This is a genomic window from bacterium (assembly GCA_021372535.1).
Taxonomy (GTDB): Bacteria; Latescibacterota; Latescibacteria; order Latescibacterales; family Latescibacteraceae; genus JAFGMP01.
Window position 1 is genome coordinate 15,692 of record JAJFUH010000115.1, and the last position, 18,236, is coordinate 33,927.

The following is an 18,236-nucleotide window of genomic DNA, read 5'->3' on the forward strand; positions in this document are numbered from 1 at the left end:
ATGAATTTCAGCCGGCTTTTAAAAAATACCTTTCACCTGATATACGGCGTAATCCGGTACAACCTTAAAATTATCTTCGCCAACAAGTTCCTGTATTTTCTTCTTGCGGCTGTCACCATTTTTGTCGGAGTGACCGTACTGAATCTGGTGAATGCGAACTCGAATCCGACCGAAGCGACCGGCTTCTGGCTCCTCCTTGTGCCGGGTATCCTGCTCGTCTTTTACCCGACAGCGTTCGGAATCCAGAACGATATCGATACGCGTATGATCGAGATTCTTTTCGGAATACCCAATTACCGTTACAAGATATGGCTTGTCAGGCTCATGCTCATCTTTCTGGTGACGCTCGTGATTCTGACGGTGCTCACTGTGGTCTTCTCGGTCGTTCTCAAAGATGTTTCCATAACCATGATGGTATTCCACATCATGTTTCCGGTCATTTTCACCGGCAGCCTCGCGTTCATGTTTTCAACCATCGTCCGTAACGGCAACGGCACCGCCATTGTCATGGTCATCATCGGCATCGCATTCTGGATCGCGAAAGGACAGATCGGCAATTCCGAGTGGTTCCTCTTCCTCAATCCATACAACATGCCGGCCAACATGAATGAAGCGGTCTGGCAGGAAACTGTGCTCAACAACAGAATGTATCTCTTCGCAGGAACGGTTATCGCAGTGCTCTATGGTTTGTTCAACCTCCAGAACCGTGAGAAATTTATCTGATCCAAGCCATATAGTAATAACGTTCGATCATCCGTCGATGGATACGGAAATATCAGATTAAGCTGCGCCTAAAAATGTGCCGATAAAGCAATATTTTTCACGTATCTGTCACCGATAAGCGACGAGCCATGTTCAACGTGCCGATCCGATCGTAATCATGCTTCCCCGACATAACAATCAGGCGAACAGCTCGCGCGCCCTTCCGATATTTTCGGTAAGATTTATCCCATGAACACACTTCACGGCGCATTCATCGCAATCACCGCACATCTCCACACGATGTTCGCGGGGAAGAGCCTTATAATTCTCCCTGGCAAGCTCCATATCGCCATATCCGAACGCATATCCAAGGCAACGGTTTATCTCGCTGACTCTCACGCCTTTCGGGCACTGCTCTTTGCATCCCGAGCACCCGGCGACACCACGGCAGTAACGGGTTTTAACATCCTCACAGTACCGCCGTATGATATTCATGTCATCGAGTGTCAGTTTCTTTCCCATGACCGCAAGATTGTCATCGAGATGGTCGAAAGCGGTCATGCCGGGGATTATCGTATCCACATACTGATCGTCGAGCACCCATTTGATGAGCGCCTGCTGCGGAGTTGTCGTGCTGTTCTTGTCTGCGCGGATATCATCATACTGTACCCGTGTACTCGGCGGCCAGCTCATGGTGATAAGATTCTTCATCGCAATGATGGCGATACCGTTTTCACGGGCTTTTTTAATGGATTGTGCAACAGTTTTGGGGGAATAGTAATTATAACCGGTCAGAATCGCCTGCCAGAATTTACTCTCTATCGCCGCATCGAAAGCCTCGGTTTCAAAATTGTGTGTCGAAAATCCCACAAAACGGGTCTGCCCCTTTTTACGGGCATCATCGAAGATTTTCATCACCGTTTCGTTGAGAATCTCTGCCCGGGCGTCCGTTTTATGGAGCAGGAGGAGGTCGACATGATCGGTCTGGAGTCTTTCGAGAGATTTTTTGATCTCATCGGGGATCGCTTCATAATTCTTGCTCAGCCCGACCTTCGTTGTGAGGAATACCTTATCCCGTTTGGTTTTCATCACCGTTCCGACAATCTCCTCATTGACGCCGTTCATGTAGACATTGGCGGTATCGATATAGTTGATCCCGGAATCGATTGCGGCATGAATGAGCTCGGCATCACGTGTGTTCATCGTCCCGAAGCCGAGTTCGGTCACCTTGCAGCCGGTCGAACCAAGCTCCCGAAATACAAGACGATTGAATTTACCGGATTCCGCGGCATGAATCCTCCGTGGAGAAAAAAAGTCGGCGGCAAAACCCGCACCGGCAGCCGTACCGCCGATAACAATGCCCTTTTTTAAAAACTCTCTCCTGTTCGGTGTTTCCATGGTGTTCTCCTTCATTCGTCACAAATTATTATGGTAAATTATGTTTATATACAATCTCATGACCTTCTTGATGTTCAAGGTTAAATATTCCCGCATGTCATCATTATAGGATAACCGTTCGGTAATAAATAAAAATAATCATTACCACAGTGCAACTGTTTTCTCAATTTTCATGTGCTGCGGTCATCTGTTTCACAGGATATGGAAATCCCTTCAAAACGTACGGCATACATATTCAGAAATTCACAGCGGAATTGTATTTATCGGGATACATTATAATTTGTCACCATATATCGTTGCAACACGACCTATTCACAAAATTTAATATAACGAGGATTTTCGCGGATTTATTTTTCGTACCTGATCGATGCAATATTGTAGGGGTAATTCATGAATTACCCCTATTCCGTGCCTTCGTGGTTAATATTTTCATGAATAACCTCCATGACTATAGATAGCCACAACGAAGGATGAAAAATGTATGCAGGCTGTACATGGATTCCCGATTAAAGATTCGGGAATGACAGCGTTACAGGGACTCCTGACACCAAGCCGGGGCTTCAGCATCGGGAACCATAGATGCATTTACAGATAAATCCGGGGTAAATAGTGTTCAATTTTTTGAATGCAGTGTTGAATTTTTCAGTATAACCGTAAATATTTTTTATATATTATATGTATATGACAGTAACATTGCGATACTTATTGAGTACAGGATATTCTCAGGAAAGAAAAGGAGCGCCACGATGAGTATACCAGTTTTTCAGGTCGATGCCTTTACCGATAAACCATTTTATGGTAATCCTGCGGCTGTATGCATATTACCGGAACCGCGTGATAAAAAGTGGATGCAGCTTGTCGCCCGTGAAATGAATCTCTCCGAGACCGCGTTTCTGCACCGGCGAGGAGACCATTTCAATCTGCGGTGGTTCACCCCGGCTGTCGAGGTCGATCTGTGCGGGCACGCCACACTGGCAAGCGCACATATTCTGTGGGAAACCGGTATAATGGACAAGCATGAACAGGCGCGGTTCGATACCCGGAGCGGAATGTTGACGGCCGATTTAAGGGACAGGATGATCGAACTGAACTTTCCGGCAGTGCCCGATGAGCCTTCAGGAGCCCCTTTCGAGCTGTGTCAGGCTCTGGGCATCAAACAGGGTTATATCGGCAAAACAAAATTCGATTATCTTGTTGAAGTTGATTCGGAAAAAACGGTACGAGACCTCAGTCCGGATTTTTCACAGTTAAAGACCATACCTGTCCGCGGTATCATTGTCACCGCTCCGGCGTCTTCTCCGGAATATAATTTTGTCTCACGGTTTTTTGCTCCGGGCGCGGGTATTGACGAGGACCCGGTCACCGGATCGTCTCATTGCAGTTTAGGGCCGTTCTGGAAACGTAAAACCGGCAGGAGCGAATTTGTCGCCTGTCAGCTCTCGGAGCGCGGCGGCATCGTCCATGTCCGTGTTGACGGCGACCGGGTATATATCGGAGGGCAGGCGGTTACAGTGCTTCACGGAGAGCTTACCGATTAACACCGATTAAACGAGATGGTTTTTTATAACTTCACTCGCTGCATTACGCTCTTTCCCGCATACATGTCGCCCGGTAAATCGAAGATGACCGTCATCGGCGATTTTCCGTCGCGCCGTACGACTACCGCTACGGTCATTTCCCGGTTCACGGGATTTGAAACCGAGATTTCAATGGTATCCTTCAATTCCTTCACGAGCAGAAGGCAGGGCTTTTCGGCTCCGATCTCAAGGTTCTCCGCGACCCGCAGGCTGCCGGGAGAATAGAACGCTATCCCCGTAATCCCGAGTCCTTTGTGACGGACGGCCTGTATTTCCGGTTCGTTCGACAGTATTTCAACCGGCGAGGCGCCTTTTTCATACCGGGCAACCGAGGCAAGTGAAACACCCGGAGAGACAATATAGGCATAACGGGCCTCTCTGGGTGATTTCCCGTGGTCGAACCATACGGTACATACATCGCGGGAAACATTCTCTTTCGAATACATGTGGTTGATGCTCCACCAGTCGCCGGTCTGAGCATCGTTGGTGAGACGTAACTGCGCGGGCTCGGGGAAAATGTACGCGGTGCTGTCGTGATACACCCATGCGGCATCGGTAAAACTATGGCTGCCGCGGCTGACAGTCCGTGAGTCTTTCCCGTTCGAGACGGTTAAATCTCCCTTGAGAAAACACTGGTTGACCGTTGTCACCACGGGATTGTCCGAAGAACAGGTTATTCCCGCGCCGAGACAGACGAATTCGTCATCGAAGAAGAACCATGCCTTGCGGGCGAAGAGACCGTCACGTTCAAAGTCGAACGCTGCCATCCCGTACATGCCATCCGAGACACCCCCGGCAAACGGACGCGTCCCCTTTATGCATATTTTACCCGCGAGCTCCGGTGTCAGTTCGACTGTCGTCCCGGGAATTTTCTGCCAGTCCCACACGGGGAAAATGTCATGATATTCCCAGTCGGTACGCATGATATACGTGCACCCGTCGGCAAGATGGTGGCTCTTGAGGCCCTCGTCGTTAGCCGGATTGTCGGTGTTGAGGAGACGGTTTGAAAACATCCGCGCCGAGGCGTAATAGTCCGGACGGTGATGGGTCATGATGTCTCCGCGCCAGAAGTGACGGTTTCCGGTCAACGGTGCGGTGTTTCCTCCTTCGAGACGGGCGAGCAGATCGCGGTATCCGGTTTCACGGCCCGTGGGAATTTTGAGCATGTTTTCGACAATCGGGCGAAGGTAACCGGCGCTTGGGTTCGTTCCCTGTCTTCGCGTTATACCCCGCCCCGTGGCGCCGTAATCCTTGGTCGAACACCGTATCATCCACTGGCAGCCGTCCAGAATCAAGCCGTTCAATATCCCGATTTTATCAGCGGGAAACTCGAACCGCGTGCCTGTGACAACCGTCGCGAGCTCCGAGCAGTTCGAGGCAAACACAGCCCCGTAACCGTGGTTGTACAGAAGAGCGCCGTGCTGGTGAAAACTGAAGTCGGGCTGAATCCCCTCCTCCATCGATATCCGTATTTCGCCGGTAATCCTGTTCAGGGCTTCGGATACAACCTGCGGGTTGTTTTCCAGTATGCCGCGCATGACGGTGATGTTTCCCACATCGGCAAGGTTTGCCCCGGTCATGCCGAGTTTCGCCCGGGTGAGGATTTCCACACCCTTTGTCCGTTGGGTGTCATCCAGTTCACCATCGATGAGAAGAAGTACCTGGGCAAGCCTTCCCGGAACACCGATGACGTTCCACCACCAGTTCGGATTCTGATAATCCTTGCCGAGCCAGTGATCGAGGCCGGCAAAAACGGCAACTCGAAGCTTCGGGTCGCCGCGCAGCGCAGATGACGGGCTTTCGTACCCCTGCGCAAGGGTCAGCAGATATGAAAGGTGTTTGAACGTTGCCCAGTTGGCACGGTTCTGGTCGGTGTAAAGAACATCCTCCCATGTGCCGTCCGGCTTTTGAGCTGCGACAAGCCCGTCAACCTGCTCATTATCGACTTTTTCCAGGAGCGGGTCGAGCAACCGCTGCCTGACCGTATCCATGTCACGATCAGCTTCTTTCGAAGACACCGTCGAGCGTTCCTGAGCATAACATGGTATGGAATACAGGCTCCCAAACATGATGACGGCGGCACCAATCGACAGTAAATAAGCAAGAACGCGGGCTTTTTTCATCTCGGAAATTCCTTTTTTAAATGTAATCTGCCAAATCATGTAACGAACAGGAATTCATTTAACCAGACCCATTCACAAAATATAATAGAACACGGATTTACGCGGATTGGACGGATTTAGGTGGATTTTATTTTTTATTTACATATTTTTTGGTGTTAATGTTTATTAATTGTTAATGATAGTATAAATAATATGTTATCTAAATATGTGTCTTTGTGTCTTTGTGGTTAAATATTTTCATGAATAATACGTGCTGAAAACAATACCATCGGAAATTTTGCAGCTTGATTTTTTTACCAAACTATAATATATACGTTACAACACGTTTACCGAACAGTAAAATCTTGGATAGCAGTATCACTTTACCCACTCATTTCATAGAGAGGTAATCAATGTCAACGTACATGTCAAGACGTCAGGCGCTGGCATCCGGAGCGCTGGCGGCCGGTATGATGGCTGGAACGGAAAGCTCGGCTCAGCAGACCGCCGAAAAGAAACTCGGAACACGATATCAGGAACGTCTCTGGTCGCGGGGCCCCGATACGAGCCTTGTCCGCAACCTGAAACCGGGTTCTACACCGATACGGCTGGCGTGCAGCAGCAGCGCGACACGGCTGTGGTACCCCGAGGGGAAAAGCATAACGGAAGCGGTCAAAAACATCCGTGACCGGGGATATACATCCGCGGGTGTCGCACATGGTCCCTTCAAACGAAACAAATGGCTCGATGCATCGGACTCCGAAATCAAAGAGCTGAAAGCCGCGCTCAAGCAGTACGATGTAACCTTTTTTGACATGATGACCTGGGACAATATTATTCATCCCGACCCGGCATACCGTGAGAAAGCAATCAAACATGTGACCGAAAACGTTGAAGCGGCGGAAAAATGCGGCGCGCAGTCGATCTGCGCAGGTCTCGGGAGCCGTGACCCCGACCCCGAATGCGGGCTTGCCATGCACCCCGAAAACTGGACGGAGGAAACGTGGAAACTCGGCGTCAACGGCATCAAGCAGATACTGAAAGATACCGCCGGATACAAGGCAGTGCTCGGCATGGAGGCGGTGATCACAACGCCGCTTGACGGCCCCATGGCGCTCAAACGGCTTAAGGAGGATGTCGGCGATCCCCGCTGCCAGGTCGCTTTCGATCCCGCGAACATGTTCACCGTGGCAAATTATTACCACTCCACCGAAATGATCAACTGGTGCTTCGACGTGCTCGGCGAGGACATCGCATGCTGCCATGCAAAAGACACCTTCATCGAGCGGGATGAAATGCTTGTCCTGATGACCATGAAGCCGGCGGGTCAGGGAGTCCAGGATTACGAGACCTACCTCACGAGGTTAAGCCGGCTGAAGTATCCGCGTACGCTTCTTCTCGAGTTCGCGAAAGATGATGAGTATCCCGGAGTCAAGGCGTTCCTCGAAAAAACCGCGGCAAAGGTGGGCGTGAAGATATACAGCTGAGATTTCCGGAGAAATAAAGAATCCGGACTGTCTTTCTGCCTATATAACAACTGTGAGCAGTCAGGGGATTGACAAACTTTTCCTGACTGCTCTGTTTTTTATAATGGTATCCGTGTATATTCGTGGGCATTAAAAAAGCATTACTTTTTTATTCCGCTTTTATATCGCTTATCACAACCGGATTGATGTATTCTTTCTGTGTGTCGAGCATATACTTCCTGAATTCCTGCTCGTTTCTGTTTACCGTGCCCTCGCTCCATCCGGCGGAAATAATTCACGCGGTGAATCGTCAGGACGAAAACGCCATCAATAACCGTTTCCGGTTTCATGAACCGTTAAATCATCTGCCCGTGAGCTTCACTTCCTGAAGGACAAGGCCATAGTGGCTGCCCGGAGGATTTTCCAGTATGGCCACGCCGTTCCAGTCTCTGGCAAAATTACCGGAATAGCAGAGCCATGCGGTTCGACCGTCATCACTGATGAATTTCGAAGGGAAATTCAGAAAATAGCCCTGCTCGCCGAAATTTTTCATATAGGTAATCATTTTCCACGGGCCGGTGATCGCGTTCGATTCGAGAATATAAGAGTTCATCTTTGCGCATGTAGGCCAGCCGTCGGTCACGCACATGAGATATTTTTTCAGCGGGGCGTTGTAAGTGACCGTGACGCATCCGCAGTTATTGTTCCAGTCGATCAGCGGCTTGATGGCGGTAAAGTCGGAAGTCCAGACCGGGGCGCCATTCTTGTCATGGCCGCCGAAGAATTCATATGCGGATGCATCGTTGATGGTTTCGACTGAGGGAACAACACGCAGAAGATATATCTGATCTCCGCTGATCCAGCTCAGATTGCCAAAGCGCGGCATGGCATCGGATTCGATGGCGCCGTGGCCGACAAGATATGCCTTGCCGTCGGGCGAATGTTCCATGTTTTTACCGAAATCAACAAAGTGAGGAGATCCGATTTTGACCGGTTCCCCCCACATGCCGGACTCGCCGAACAATGGCTTTGACGGTGTGTGCGGTGTTTCCTTCCATGTCCGGCCGTAATCCTCCGATATACGGAAGCCGACAAGGGGGCCGAGCCACGGCCAGTTATAAGTGAATCCCGCGTATGTCGTTTGTCCGTATGGCGCGAGGCAATAGGTGCCGTAATACCAGATACCGTCATGGACAAGACTGCCGCAGGGATATCGTCCGCCATATGGTTTTGCGCTCGCAACGGTTTTTCCGAGGCTGTACACATGCAGAGACAGAGGATCGTCGCCCTCCATGACCGCCTGACCGGTTTCAGCTGTTACGCCATCCCCCGAATAGGAGGCCGAAATGTCCTGACCGCCGTCAAGGCGGGGACAGGGGCCGTCAGTATATGGCGAATACATCCTGTCATCGGAAGCCCATGAGGGATACCAGGTATCGGCAAAATGGTAATCGCTGTGCCTGCCGGTGAACACGATCCCGGTTATGTCCTCCGATTTTTCGAAAGGGCAACCTGCCGGCGGCTGCGATTCCCAGCGGAACGCCTTGAACATGGTGTCCTGCGCGGATACCGTGGAACACGTGAAAGACAGGGCGGCAATACATACAGAAACGAGAACCGACATGAACACACAATATATTCGATTCCGCGGCATGAAAAAAGCCTCCTTGAATGTGCGTTACAGGGCATGTTCCCGACGGTCAATTCACCATGATTTTTCGCGCCTCAAATGGATAACGCTCTCAGTCAATCAAGGGCCTTGACACGACAAACAAGCCTGTCCGACTCTTCTTCGACACTATGATTATAAGTCTTGTGATAAAGTCTGTAAGTGTGGATACAAGCTGTCAAGGGTCGGCACGAAGTGCCGATTTACATGCCCTTGACAGCAACAAAACAATACATTTCGTCACAGGGCTCGTGAAAAAATATACTTTTTCACAGCCCTCTTATTTCAACACCACATCCCATACCTTCACCCGCTTCGCCTTCCCCGCCGGGCCTTCGACGTGGAGGGTGACAATGAAGAATCCGCCCTTCGTGTACTGATGAACGGGGTGCTGCTCGGTCGAAGTCGTGCCATCGTCGAACTCCCACAGCCACGAAGTGATTTCGCCGTGGGATTCGTCCTTGAAGGCAACGATCCTTCGGTCGAGATCGAGCACGGTGCAGGACCATTCGGCTTCTATAGGCTTTTGGAATTGCGGAAGGAGCGGCATGAGACGGAAGGCCAGGCACCGGTTGGCATCGCGGTACGAATCGCGGTGGTGCGATATGCTCCAGAAGCCGTTGTCGTCCTGAATGTCATTCGGATCGTTATTGCCATCATAGTCGATAATTGTCCATGTCAGGCCGAGGAGCGCGTTTTCCACGAGCTTTGACGGCACCGCGCGTTCAGGGCCGTCGTATGGAGCGTAGTCGAAGGGCGTGATCCAGAATTCGAGTACGAGGTTGCCGCTTTCGCCTTCTTTGAAGGAGTAGTCGTAGGCGTAGTTCGCCCAGGGAAGTTTGCTGATCCACGGCTGGCAGCCCCAGACCATGGCCCAGTCCCGTCCCTCACCCGGTGGTGTGTAGATGTGGTAGTTCTGGGCAAAGATACCCTGGTATTTGAAGTAATTGTCCCTGCCCTTGAACGTAGGATTGTATATTGCATCCCCGCCTGACAGGTCGCCATCGACAAGCAATTCGAAGATGTCGCCTCGCCGGTAGAACATGTTCCAGTAATCGTCGAACGCCTCGTAGCAGAAATAGAGGCGGTTCAGCCCATTGACCCAGCCGACGCGAACCTTGACATCGAGGCTCTTTTTGTTCATGGGTCTGCCGGGAGTTTTCTCGTCGGTCAGTTCTTCGGTTCCGATGATATAGTCGTCCGGAACAATGTCCCAGTCGTCGGTTTTGCCGTCGATGCGAGGGATCATGTTCCGCGGGAACTGAAACACCTTGAATTCGACGCCGGGACGTTCCAGCGCCGCAGCCGGCAAAGAAAAGAGAAGAAGCGCGGCAAACATCGATATGAATGTTTTTGACATGAGTTCCAACTTTCAGTGAAATATATAGTTAACTTGAAGGTATAAACCGATATTCCCCCTATCAGAATAAAGAGGGCTCATAATTCCGAAATATTCATTCAACAAGCTCAATGTATGGTCTTTGTACAATTGAAACAAGATTTTTTCCTGCGAAATAGACGAACCGTTTGAATGAGAGACGTGTGCAGTTCAGAGCATATTTGTCTTCTTTGATCCACTGTTCCGCAGTATCGCGGCCATCGTAGACGCGTACAACCACACAATCGGCCTGCTTCACTTTGTCCTTCTTTCGATTAAACATATCGCCTGCATTTTATACTTTTGTAACCTACTGTTTATACTCCGCTTTTATATCGCTTATCACAACCGGATTGTTGTATTCTTTCTGTGTGTCGAGCATATACTTCCTGAATTCCTGCTCGTTCCTGTTGACCGTGCCTTCGCTCCATCCGGCGGCGATGAGGTATTCGTACGTATGATTCTCAGTGACCGGTATACACATGGCATGGTTGCCCTCGTATGCTTCGACGAACTGGTAACGAGGCTTTAAGGAATCTGGCACCACGAGGGCTATCCCCTCGAAATCGAGTTTGAGCTGCGTTTCCCATTCCTTTTCCACATCGGGGTCGGAGGCAATTACATCTTTGGCGAACGACACTACCATGCCCTCGTTCCTGAAAATCGTGTACTCGTTCGGCATCTTCCTGATACCGCAGCCGAACCCGGTTCCCCGCTCTTCCGGCAAAAACATCGTAAAGTGAACGGTGCTGATCGAGTAGCTTTTATTTTTATATGCGGTATAGGTCTGCTCGTATTCGTATTCCCCCCTGCCGGTACGCCAGTTCAGGCACCTGACCTTCACCATGCTCCTCAGGGGACCGTTGAGCACAGTGTGGTAGCTGTACCGTGCGGCATGGACAGGCCCTTTGTCATGGTACGGGTTGAAACGGGGCCGTGATATCAAGCCCGGCTGCGAAGGGTCCTCGAACAGGCACAGACCTCCCGCCCCGAATGTCTCCGACACGGTCATGATGTCGTGCCCGAATTCGGAGGGAGCCACATATCCCGATATGTGTCTGGGAGCCTCTTCGGGGATGACGAGCATCGGCTCGCGTTTTCCGAACATGTCCACATCGGTGGAATACCAGAGCTTCCAGCCCATGAGCTTCGATTCCCAGTAGGGAACGAGCTGTTTTTCGTACCAGCCGAGCTCGGCATGGGTTTCATGCTCGACTTTCCCGCGAAAATTGAATCCGATATACAGGAAGAATGTCTTCGATTCGAGCGGTTTGAAATCGGTCATGAAAAATACCTCGTCCCAGAGGCCGTCCTGATCGAGATCATCGAGCTGATGTGGTATCCAGTGACCGTTCGTCTCCTCGCGGGTTGCGCCGCTGCCGATTTTTTTCAGCGTTTCGACCGACGGTTTCGGCTGAGAAGGAATCGTCGGATCAACGAGCGTAACCCATCGCGATTCGAGGCTCGCCAGGGGCATGATCTCACGGCGGATTATGACCGGGCAGTCCTTCCGCTCAAAATTGAGCGTATTGGTCACCACCACACGGATACGGGAAGCGGGAAAAAAATCTCCTTCCGTGTACCAGCCGTAATCCGCGGGAAATGCACGACTGACACCGGCAAACGCACATACGAGGCCGAGTATGAATGTCGTTATACGGGACATGGTTCGTTCTCCTCTATTTTGTGGAGTGTAGGCAAACAATCTGCGGTATTTCAATGTTTAATACAAAATTATAACGCCTCTGAATTATTGTCAATCTGTAAAGTATTATTTTTTCTGGTTATTCACTTAGCTCATAATCACTGATTTTTTGTATGAGTATTGTCATTCCAAAGAACGAAGTGAATTGGGAATCCAGCATTAAGATCGCTAAGTCATGAGCACTATTTGATGGATTCCCGTTTTCACGGGAATGACGCTTTAACGTGTAAAAACATATCATTTGCAAGTTTTATGACTTATTGAATAACCAGAATATTTTTACTGTCAACTATGGCGTGTGATGTCTCCAATATCAGGTTTTTTACATAAAAAAAAGGGAGTAATGTCATTCCCCCTTTTATGCACCGCATGAAAATACTATATTTAATACATTCTCCAAAAAAACAAAACAGTGGAAATAATTATATTCTATTATAGATAAAGGAGTTGCTTCATGAAAAGACGTGAATTTATCAGGCGGTCGGCTGCCACGGGTTCATTTATCGTGGGAACACAGGTCACCGATATGATATACTCAGGAAAGACGGAAGCCGCCGTTCTGTCAGGAGGAGACAGGCCCCTCGTGGCGATAGCCGGTTCAGACGACCCTGCGCTCAAACGCCCCGCGCCGCTCGATGAGCTGGTCGATACCGGACAGGTTCGCGATGTGGTGTTTCTCGCCCTCGACCGTGACACATCCCCGCGGAATCTGCCAGCCATCGTCAAAAAGGACAGCTGGGTTGTTATCAAGACCAATATCGTCGCATATACCGATTGCGGTCTGTGGGCCGACGATTACATGCACTGGGGACTCGACACCGATATACGCGTCATCAAAGCGGTTATCGAGTACCTCGTGGAGCGTATCGGGCCGCGCCGTATCAGCATCGTAGAGGGGGCGCCGTGGTACACATCCGGCGGGAAACTCAAAAAGGAGGAATTCGTCGATGCCTGGCATTTTGTATGGGAAGGCATGGGAAATCTCACATATGCAGGGATAGTCGATGAAATCAACGCCCGTCAGTCAGGGACAAAAGTCGATTACATCGATATCAACGAGGACGATGCTGTGTATGTGACCGATTTCGATCCGTACGGGACACATATCGGCGCATTCCAGTATGTCGTGCCGGGCGATCCGGACGGTACCTCGAAAACCGAGTGGACAAAACGGAAGGGAATCTATCTTCCGAAGTGTATCATGGACTCCGATGTGGTCATTTCCGTACCGGTGCTGAAAACCCATTCGAGCGCCGGCGTCACGCTCGCGCTGAAAAACTTCGTCGGATGCGTACATTCCCAGCAGTACGGTCACGGCAACAGCAAAAAGGCAATCCACCAGGGGAGCCAGCTCGGTCTCGTGCGCGGAATCGCCGATCTGGCATGTGCCATAAAGCCCGATTACGCGGTCGCGGAGGGTTTCTGGGCAACTATCCAGCAGCACGAGGGCCAGAACGGTGTGATGACCAATCACAACGTTGTCGTCGCAGGCGGCGATGTCATTGCGACCGAAGCGGTGTGCATGCTCGTCATGGGGTACAACCCGCTCGATTCCGATCTCCTCCGGCTGGCGAACATGAAGAAAATGGGTGAATGGAATCCCGACAGGATCGAAATCGCCGGGCCTCCGGTCAAGAGGCTGAGCCGTAATTTCGACCGTGCGGCAAACACGTATGCTGCTCGCGGTATCAGAAAATGGATCATGCTCGGGCCGTTGAAATCCCCCATCAAGGACATTCCCGCGCTCAAACCTCAGGCAGGCGACAAGACCGAAGACATATCGTGGGAACTGCTCGATGGCGATGCTATAATCGATTCACTGCCCAATGTAAGCAGGCCGTACAGGCTCCAGGAGTGCCTCCTCTATGGTCTTCCGGGGAGTAAAAATGCACACAAGGGATCGCTTTTTTATCTGGCTCTCAGAATCACGACGCCGCGAAAAGATCACTGCGGCCAGCTCCTTGTCGGTATTGAGGGCGGCGATTTCAGGGCATTCCTGAACGGGCATGCGATCAGTTATCAGAAAGAAGCGCTCTCATACGATCCCACACCGACATCGTTTCTCAAGTTCGATAAAGGTGAAAATACCCTGATCCTCGAAGTGAAAAAGTTGGAGGGTAAAAAAGAGGATGTCAGGATCGCAGTGAATATCTGCGACCTCGACGGCGACCGTCTCCAGGGAATTACTCTTGATCCGAAAGGCGAATGAAATGAATGGTTATCGAAAAAGCTATCTCTCAATTTTTGTGTTGTTGATGCTGGCAGGAGGTTTTATACCGGCGCATAGTGAAGGCACAGCGGCGAAGCAGCGGACGGACTTCTTCCCCACCCTCGATAATTACGCCGATCTTTACCTGCGCGGCTCGTACGATGTCCTCAACATGATCCGTGTCCGCGAGCTTGAAAAAATCGGGCAGGCCTGTAAAATCGCCGCCCAGCGCAAGCTCGCCGGCGGGACGATATACTCGTACATCTGGACACCGCACATAATGTACGCCGGAGCCTGCGACGAGGATGTGCCGGGAAATCCCAACATCGCTCCCGATTACAAATCGGGCGATCCCCGCTTCGGAAAGCTTCCCGACCTCGGCGCCGGCGATTTCCTCATTGTCGGCGGGCCGGGACATCAGGATATCCGGCAGCGCGGCTGTTTTTTCCTCGGTATCGGATATCCCATGTCCACCAACCGGTATTCGCCGATCAACTTCAACGATCATCCCGAAGTTACGATGGAATCCCAGGTCGATATGATGATCTACACATGGGGACCCAAGGAGGACGGTATTGTTACCCCGTCCCTCACCCCCCATCTGAAAATCTGCCCGACGAGCCCGATGACAGTGGTCGGGTACTGGCTTGTCACAGCCCAGACAGCGCATAATCTCGCTTACAGGGATACATCGGGAACCTACAAAGCCGCCGAAGCCTACCTCGATACCCTCATGGGCCGTCTCCAGGTATTCCATGAGCGGTATATCGGCGATGTACAGGTGATCGGCGAGGAAATCGCGAAGAGGGTTCTTGCGGGCGGCAAGATATATCCATGGAGTTCGCGGTGGGAGTTCTACCAGGAAGCGAGCGGAACCGCGGGCAGTCTCATGGGCATCTACCCCATTCATCCCGAAGGAATCTATACCGGGCCGGGCATCCAGCACCCGCCCAAATTAAATCCCGATGAACTAACCGATAAGGACATTGTGCTGCTCGCCATGGCGGGCGCAACTCCCGAGGTCGAGATCGAGATGGCCCGTAAAATCCGCGCGAAAGGCGCATACATGGTGGGAATTTATCCGTTCGTCCGTGAGGATGGCATATCCACCGAACCGCTCCGTAAACTGTGCAACCGGAGCATAGACAGCCTGAGCGGCGACAAGTACGGCGTTCTCGCCATTCCCGGTTATCCCGACAAGATCATTCCGACCATGGCGATGATGAATAACTATGCGTACTGGTCGATTATCGGCGCCTATGTCCAGGCGATGGAAAGCCGCGGCGTTGCGCCCTACTACTGGATGAGCTGGCATGTCCCCGGCGGAAAAGCGTATGACGACTCGATACACACGCATTTTCTCAAACGGGGATATTAAGAGTAAAATGACAATGATTATTGTGCTTTAGACAAGCTTTCTTATATTTTTTTCTTTCGGGGAGGATACCTATGAAAGTCTCGGTTACCCGACACATCGGAGTTTCTGCCGGTGTCGTTATCGTCGTTATTTTACTTGCAGCGGCAGCGCTGCCGTGTTTCGGGAAGACGCCGGAACAGAATAAACCGTATTTCCCGAAACTGGGGAATTATGCAGACCTCTACCTGCGGGGATCGTACGATATCCTCCACGTGATAAAAGTCCGCGAACTCGAAAAAATAGGCCGTGCAACCAAAGTAGCCGCACAGCGCAAACTTGCCGGGGGAAAGATCATTTCGGGAATCGGCACACCTCACATCATGTATGGCGGCGCCTGCGCGGAAGATGTTCCGGGAAATCCGAACATCGCACCCGATCCCAAGGGGCAGAACGCAGGATACCCCGGGCAGCCCGAGCTCGGCCCAAAGGATTTCCTCATGGTCGCCAACCCGACCGAGCACGTGGAAAAAGCGCATAAAAACGGGTGTTATGTGCTCGGTATCGGATTCCCGATGACAACAAACCGGTACTCTCCCCCGAATTTCAACGATCACCCGGACTACTTTATCGAGGACATGTGCGACACGTTCATCTATACATGGGGACCGAAGGAAGACGGGCTTGTCACTCCTGCGCTTACACCGGTTCTGCACCTGAAAATCTGCCCGACGAGCCCGATGACGGTGGTCGGATACTGGCTTGTCACGGCGCAGATAGCCCATAACCTTGCATATAAGGACACGAGTGGCTCCTCTAAAGCCGCTGAAAAGTACCTCGATACGCTCATGGCTCGTCTTCAGGAATTTCATGCCCGGAATATCGGAGATATTCAGGTCGCCGGCGAAACCATCGCGGATCGTGTGCTCGCGGGCGGGAAAATATATCCCTGGAGCAGCCGTGACGAATTCTGGATCGAATCGAACGGCACCGCCGGTGGTCTCATGGGTGTGTATCCCCTTGAACCGGATTCGCTCACCGCAAAGGATGTCGTAATCATCGCCGTCTCATCCGCCACAGCGGAATCAGAGATCGCCATGGCAAAAAAGGTTCGCGCAAAAGGAGCATGGATACTCGGTATATACCCGTTCAAACGTGACGATAAAATTTCGACCGAACCGCTGAAAAAGCTCTGCGATATGAGCTTCGATAACCAGAGCGGTGATGTGTACGGTGTTTTGGACATTCCGGGTTACCCGAACAAAATCATCCCCACGACGACCATGATGAACAATTACGCGTTCTGGGCTGTTGTCGGGGCCTATGTTCAGGCCATGGAAAGCCGCGGAGTGGCGCCGTACTACTGGATGAGCTTTCATGTCCCGGGCGGTAAGGAATATGATGATTCTGTCAGGGATGCGTTCCTGAAACGGGGATATTGACAGTCTGCGGAAAAAGAAGATTTGCTTTTTTTCCAATCTATTTCAATATTTCCATAACATGTTGACAAGCCTGTGTATAATTTTTTGATGGAACGCGGATTTTCGCGGATTTGTTTGTATCATTTTTCTTTATATGAATAATTAATAATCCAGTTATCCAGTTTAATAAGTATGAAAAACTTTTTTATTCAAAATTGATAATTTCTCCCGATAGTATGTGATCACCCCTGCCTGCGGTATCCATCCTTTTAAGGAGGGAGCGGTTGGAGCACTTTCATCCCCCTTTCTTTTATAAAGGGGACACGGCGAAGCCGGGGAGGATCAATCATGTTAGCTGAATTAACTGGATAACCGGAATTAATAATTACTAAAGACAGTATAATTAATTACTTATCTCTATTTGTATCTTGGTGTCTTTGTGGTTAAATATTTTTCATGAATAATCCGGGTTAAATCAGTGTTTATCCGTGTTCATCCGTGGTTACTATTTTTACCTGTATAAACAATACCTTTTAGGCGAGGAGAAGATCGATGAAAAAAACCCCAGTGTTGTTGCTGATGTTTGTGTTTTTTGTTTCGGCGATTGCTCTGGCGCAGGATTACAGCCAGCTCGACCCGAAACCGTACGACCCGAAAACCGAGCCGGACCCCGACATGTTCATCGCGAGCTGGAAAGAGTCCATGCCCCGTCATACTCACGGCTCGCTCATCGAACGTGACATCCTGACGCCCTGTACGGGAGACCCGCTGCGTCCGACCAAACATGGCGCGGTATTGCAGTACCTGAAACGGTTCGTTCACGGCACACTGAATGCGCATACCACCACGGCAGCGACCAAGCTGGACGGCGAACAGGAGATTTTCTATATCAGCTCCGGCAAAGGCGTCATCAAATCGGGGGGTAAAACCGCCGACCTGTATGAAGGTATCGGGGTGCTCATGCCTCCCGGTGTCGAGTTCACCATAACGAATACGGGCGACGATCCCCTGACCATGTATATCATGGTCGAACCGGTTACCGCCGGTACAGCGACGAGAAAAGACATGCTCGTGAGGGATGAGAATATCATTACCCCTTCATCGAGCAACGTTCACTGGACTCATATTTACAAAACGCTCTTCTCGAAGAATGACGGGCTTACGGTTATTTCCGGCATGGGGCCTGTCTGGTTCGATCCCATGACCATGGGACAGCCACACAGCCACGGTGAGGGTGTCGAGGAGATATGGTTTG

14 protein-coding genes are annotated in these 18,236 nt (G+C 50.8%); 7 read left to right on the top strand and 7 right to left on the bottom strand.

Going from position 1 to position 18,236, the window contains the following annotated elements; translation table 11 throughout:
• On the top strand, window positions 1-723 hold the full coding sequence (locus LLG96_11165) for a hypothetical protein (GenBank protein ID MCE5250767.1): 723 nt from the start codon (window positions 1-3) through the stop codon (window positions 721-723).
• Between the two features lie 177 nt (window positions 724-900).
• Here the strand turns inward: LLG96_11165 and LLG96_11170 are convergent, their stop codons facing one another.
• The gene (locus tag LLG96_11170) at window positions 901-2,100 is read right to left on the bottom strand and encodes an aldo/keto reductase (protein MCE5250768.1); all 1,200 of its coding nucleotides are present in this window, start codon (window positions 2,098-2,100) and stop codon (window positions 901-903) included.
• A 746-nt stretch (window positions 2,101-2,846) separates the two neighbouring features.
• Here LLG96_11170 and LLG96_11175 point away from each other — a divergent pair.
• Window positions 2,847-3,638, top strand: a complete 792-nt coding sequence (locus LLG96_11175) for a PhzF family phenazine biosynthesis protein (GenBank protein ID MCE5250769.1) — start codon at window positions 2,847-2,849, stop codon at window positions 3,636-3,638.
• Between the two features lie 23 nt (window positions 3,639-3,661).
• On the opposite strand, the gene LLG96_11180 is transcribed toward LLG96_11175, so the two are convergent.
• Window positions 3,662-5,800: a polysaccharide lyase 8 family protein gene (locus tag LLG96_11180; protein MCE5250770.1), complete on the bottom strand. Its 2,139-nt coding sequence runs from the start codon at window positions 5,798-5,800 to the stop codon at window positions 3,662-3,664.
• A 392-nt stretch (window positions 5,801-6,192) separates the two neighbouring features.
• Between LLG96_11180 and LLG96_11185 the strand changes: the two genes are divergently transcribed.
• Window positions 6,193-7,266 carry a sugar phosphate isomerase/epimerase gene (locus LLG96_11185; protein ID MCE5250771.1) on the top strand — a complete coding sequence of 358 codons (1,074 nt, stop codon included), beginning with the start codon at window positions 6,193-6,195 and terminating at the stop codon, window positions 7,264-7,266.
• Window positions 7,267-7,606: 340 nt separating this feature from the next.
• Here the strand turns inward: LLG96_11185 and LLG96_11190 are convergent, their stop codons facing one another.
• The 4 genes from LLG96_11190 to LLG96_11205 all read right to left on the bottom strand — a co-directional run bounded on the left by LLG96_11190 (window position 7,607) and on the right by LLG96_11205 (window position 11,958).
• Entirely contained in the window at window positions 7,607-8,899 is a 1,293-nt protein-coding gene (locus tag LLG96_11190) for a hypothetical protein (protein ID MCE5250772.1), read from the bottom strand.
• Between the two features lie 295 nt (window positions 8,900-9,194).
• A complete protein-coding gene (locus tag LLG96_11195; protein ID MCE5250773.1) occupies window positions 9,195-10,274 on the bottom strand; it encodes a PKD domain-containing protein in 1,080 nt (359 codons plus the stop codon).
• Between the two features lie 94 nt (window positions 10,275-10,368).
• A complete protein-coding gene (locus LLG96_11200) occupies window positions 10,369-10,551 on the bottom strand; it encodes a hypothetical protein (protein MCE5250774.1) in 183 nt (60 codons plus the stop codon).
• A 51-nt stretch (window positions 10,552-10,602) separates the two neighbouring features.
• Entirely contained in the window at window positions 10,603-11,958 is a 1,356-nt protein-coding gene (locus tag LLG96_11205) for a DUF4861 domain-containing protein (GenBank protein ID MCE5250775.1), read from the bottom strand.
• Between the two features lie 493 nt (window positions 11,959-12,451).
• Here LLG96_11205 and LLG96_11210 point away from each other — a divergent pair, with 493 nt between their 5' ends.
• From LLG96_11210 to LLG96_11220, 3 genes are all read left to right on the top strand, one after another.
• On the top strand, window positions 12,452-14,206 hold the full coding sequence (locus LLG96_11210) for a DUF362 domain-containing protein (protein ID MCE5250776.1): 1,755 nt from the start codon (window positions 12,452-12,454) through the stop codon (window positions 14,204-14,206).
• A gap of 1 nt (window position 14,207) precedes the next feature.
• Window positions 14,208-15,584, top strand: coding sequence for a hypothetical protein (locus LLG96_11215; protein MCE5250777.1), 1,377 nt, complete (start codon window positions 14,208-14,210; stop codon window positions 15,582-15,584).
• 71 nt (window positions 15,585-15,655) lie between these two features.
• Entirely contained in the window at window positions 15,656-17,002 is a 1,347-nt protein-coding gene (locus tag LLG96_11220; GenBank protein ID MCE5250778.1) for a DUF2529 family protein, read from the top strand.
• Here LLG96_11220 and LLG96_11225 read toward each other — a convergent pair.
• Entirely contained in the window at window positions 16,936-17,112 is a 177-nt protein-coding gene (locus LLG96_11225) for a hypothetical protein (GenBank protein MCE5250779.1), read from the bottom strand. The genes LLG96_11220 and LLG96_11225 overlap by 67 nt on opposite strands.
• A gap of 421 nt (window positions 17,113-17,533) precedes the next feature.
• Between LLG96_11225 and LLG96_11230 the strand changes: the two genes are divergently transcribed.
• Window positions 17,534-18,236: cupin domain-containing protein (locus LLG96_11230; GenBank protein MCE5250780.1), on the top strand; the 703-nt coding region annotated here is incomplete at its 3' end.

Excerpts from the sequence above, each read along its gene's own strand:
- LLG96_11165 (MCE5250767.1), top strand. The coding sequence starts at position 1 with ATGAATTTCAGCCGGCTTTTAAAAAATACCTTTCACCTGATATACGGC.
- LLG96_11170 (MCE5250768.1), bottom strand. The coding sequence starts at position 2,100 with ATGGAAACACCGAACAGGAGAGAGTTTTTAAAAAAGGGCATTGTTATC.
- LLG96_11175 (MCE5250769.1), top strand. The coding sequence starts at position 2,847 with ATGAGTATACCAGTTTTTCAGGTCGATGCCTTTACCGATAAACCATTT.
- LLG96_11180 (MCE5250770.1), bottom strand. The coding sequence starts at position 5,800 with ATGAAAAAAGCCCGCGTTCTTGCTTATTTACTGTCGATTGGTGCCGCC.
- LLG96_11185 (MCE5250771.1), top strand. The coding sequence starts at position 6,193 with ATGTCAACGTACATGTCAAGACGTCAGGCGCTGGCATCCGGAGCGCTG.
- LLG96_11190 (MCE5250772.1), bottom strand. The coding sequence starts at position 8,899 with ATGCCGCGGAATCGAATATATTGTGTGTTCATGTCGGTTCTCGTTTCT.
- LLG96_11195 (MCE5250773.1), bottom strand. The coding sequence starts at position 10,274 with ATGTCAAAAACATTCATATCGATGTTTGCCGCGCTTCTTCTCTTTTCT.
- LLG96_11205 (MCE5250775.1), bottom strand. The coding sequence starts at position 11,958 with ATGTCCCGTATAACGACATTCATACTCGGCCTCGTATGTGCGTTTGCC.
- LLG96_11210 (MCE5250776.1), top strand. The coding sequence starts at position 12,452 with ATGAAAAGACGTGAATTTATCAGGCGGTCGGCTGCCACGGGTTCATTT.
- LLG96_11215 (MCE5250777.1), top strand. The coding sequence starts at position 14,208 with ATGAATGGTTATCGAAAAAGCTATCTCTCAATTTTTGTGTTGTTGATG.
- LLG96_11220 (MCE5250778.1), top strand. The coding sequence starts at position 15,656 with ATGAAAGTCTCGGTTACCCGACACATCGGAGTTTCTGCCGGTGTCGTT.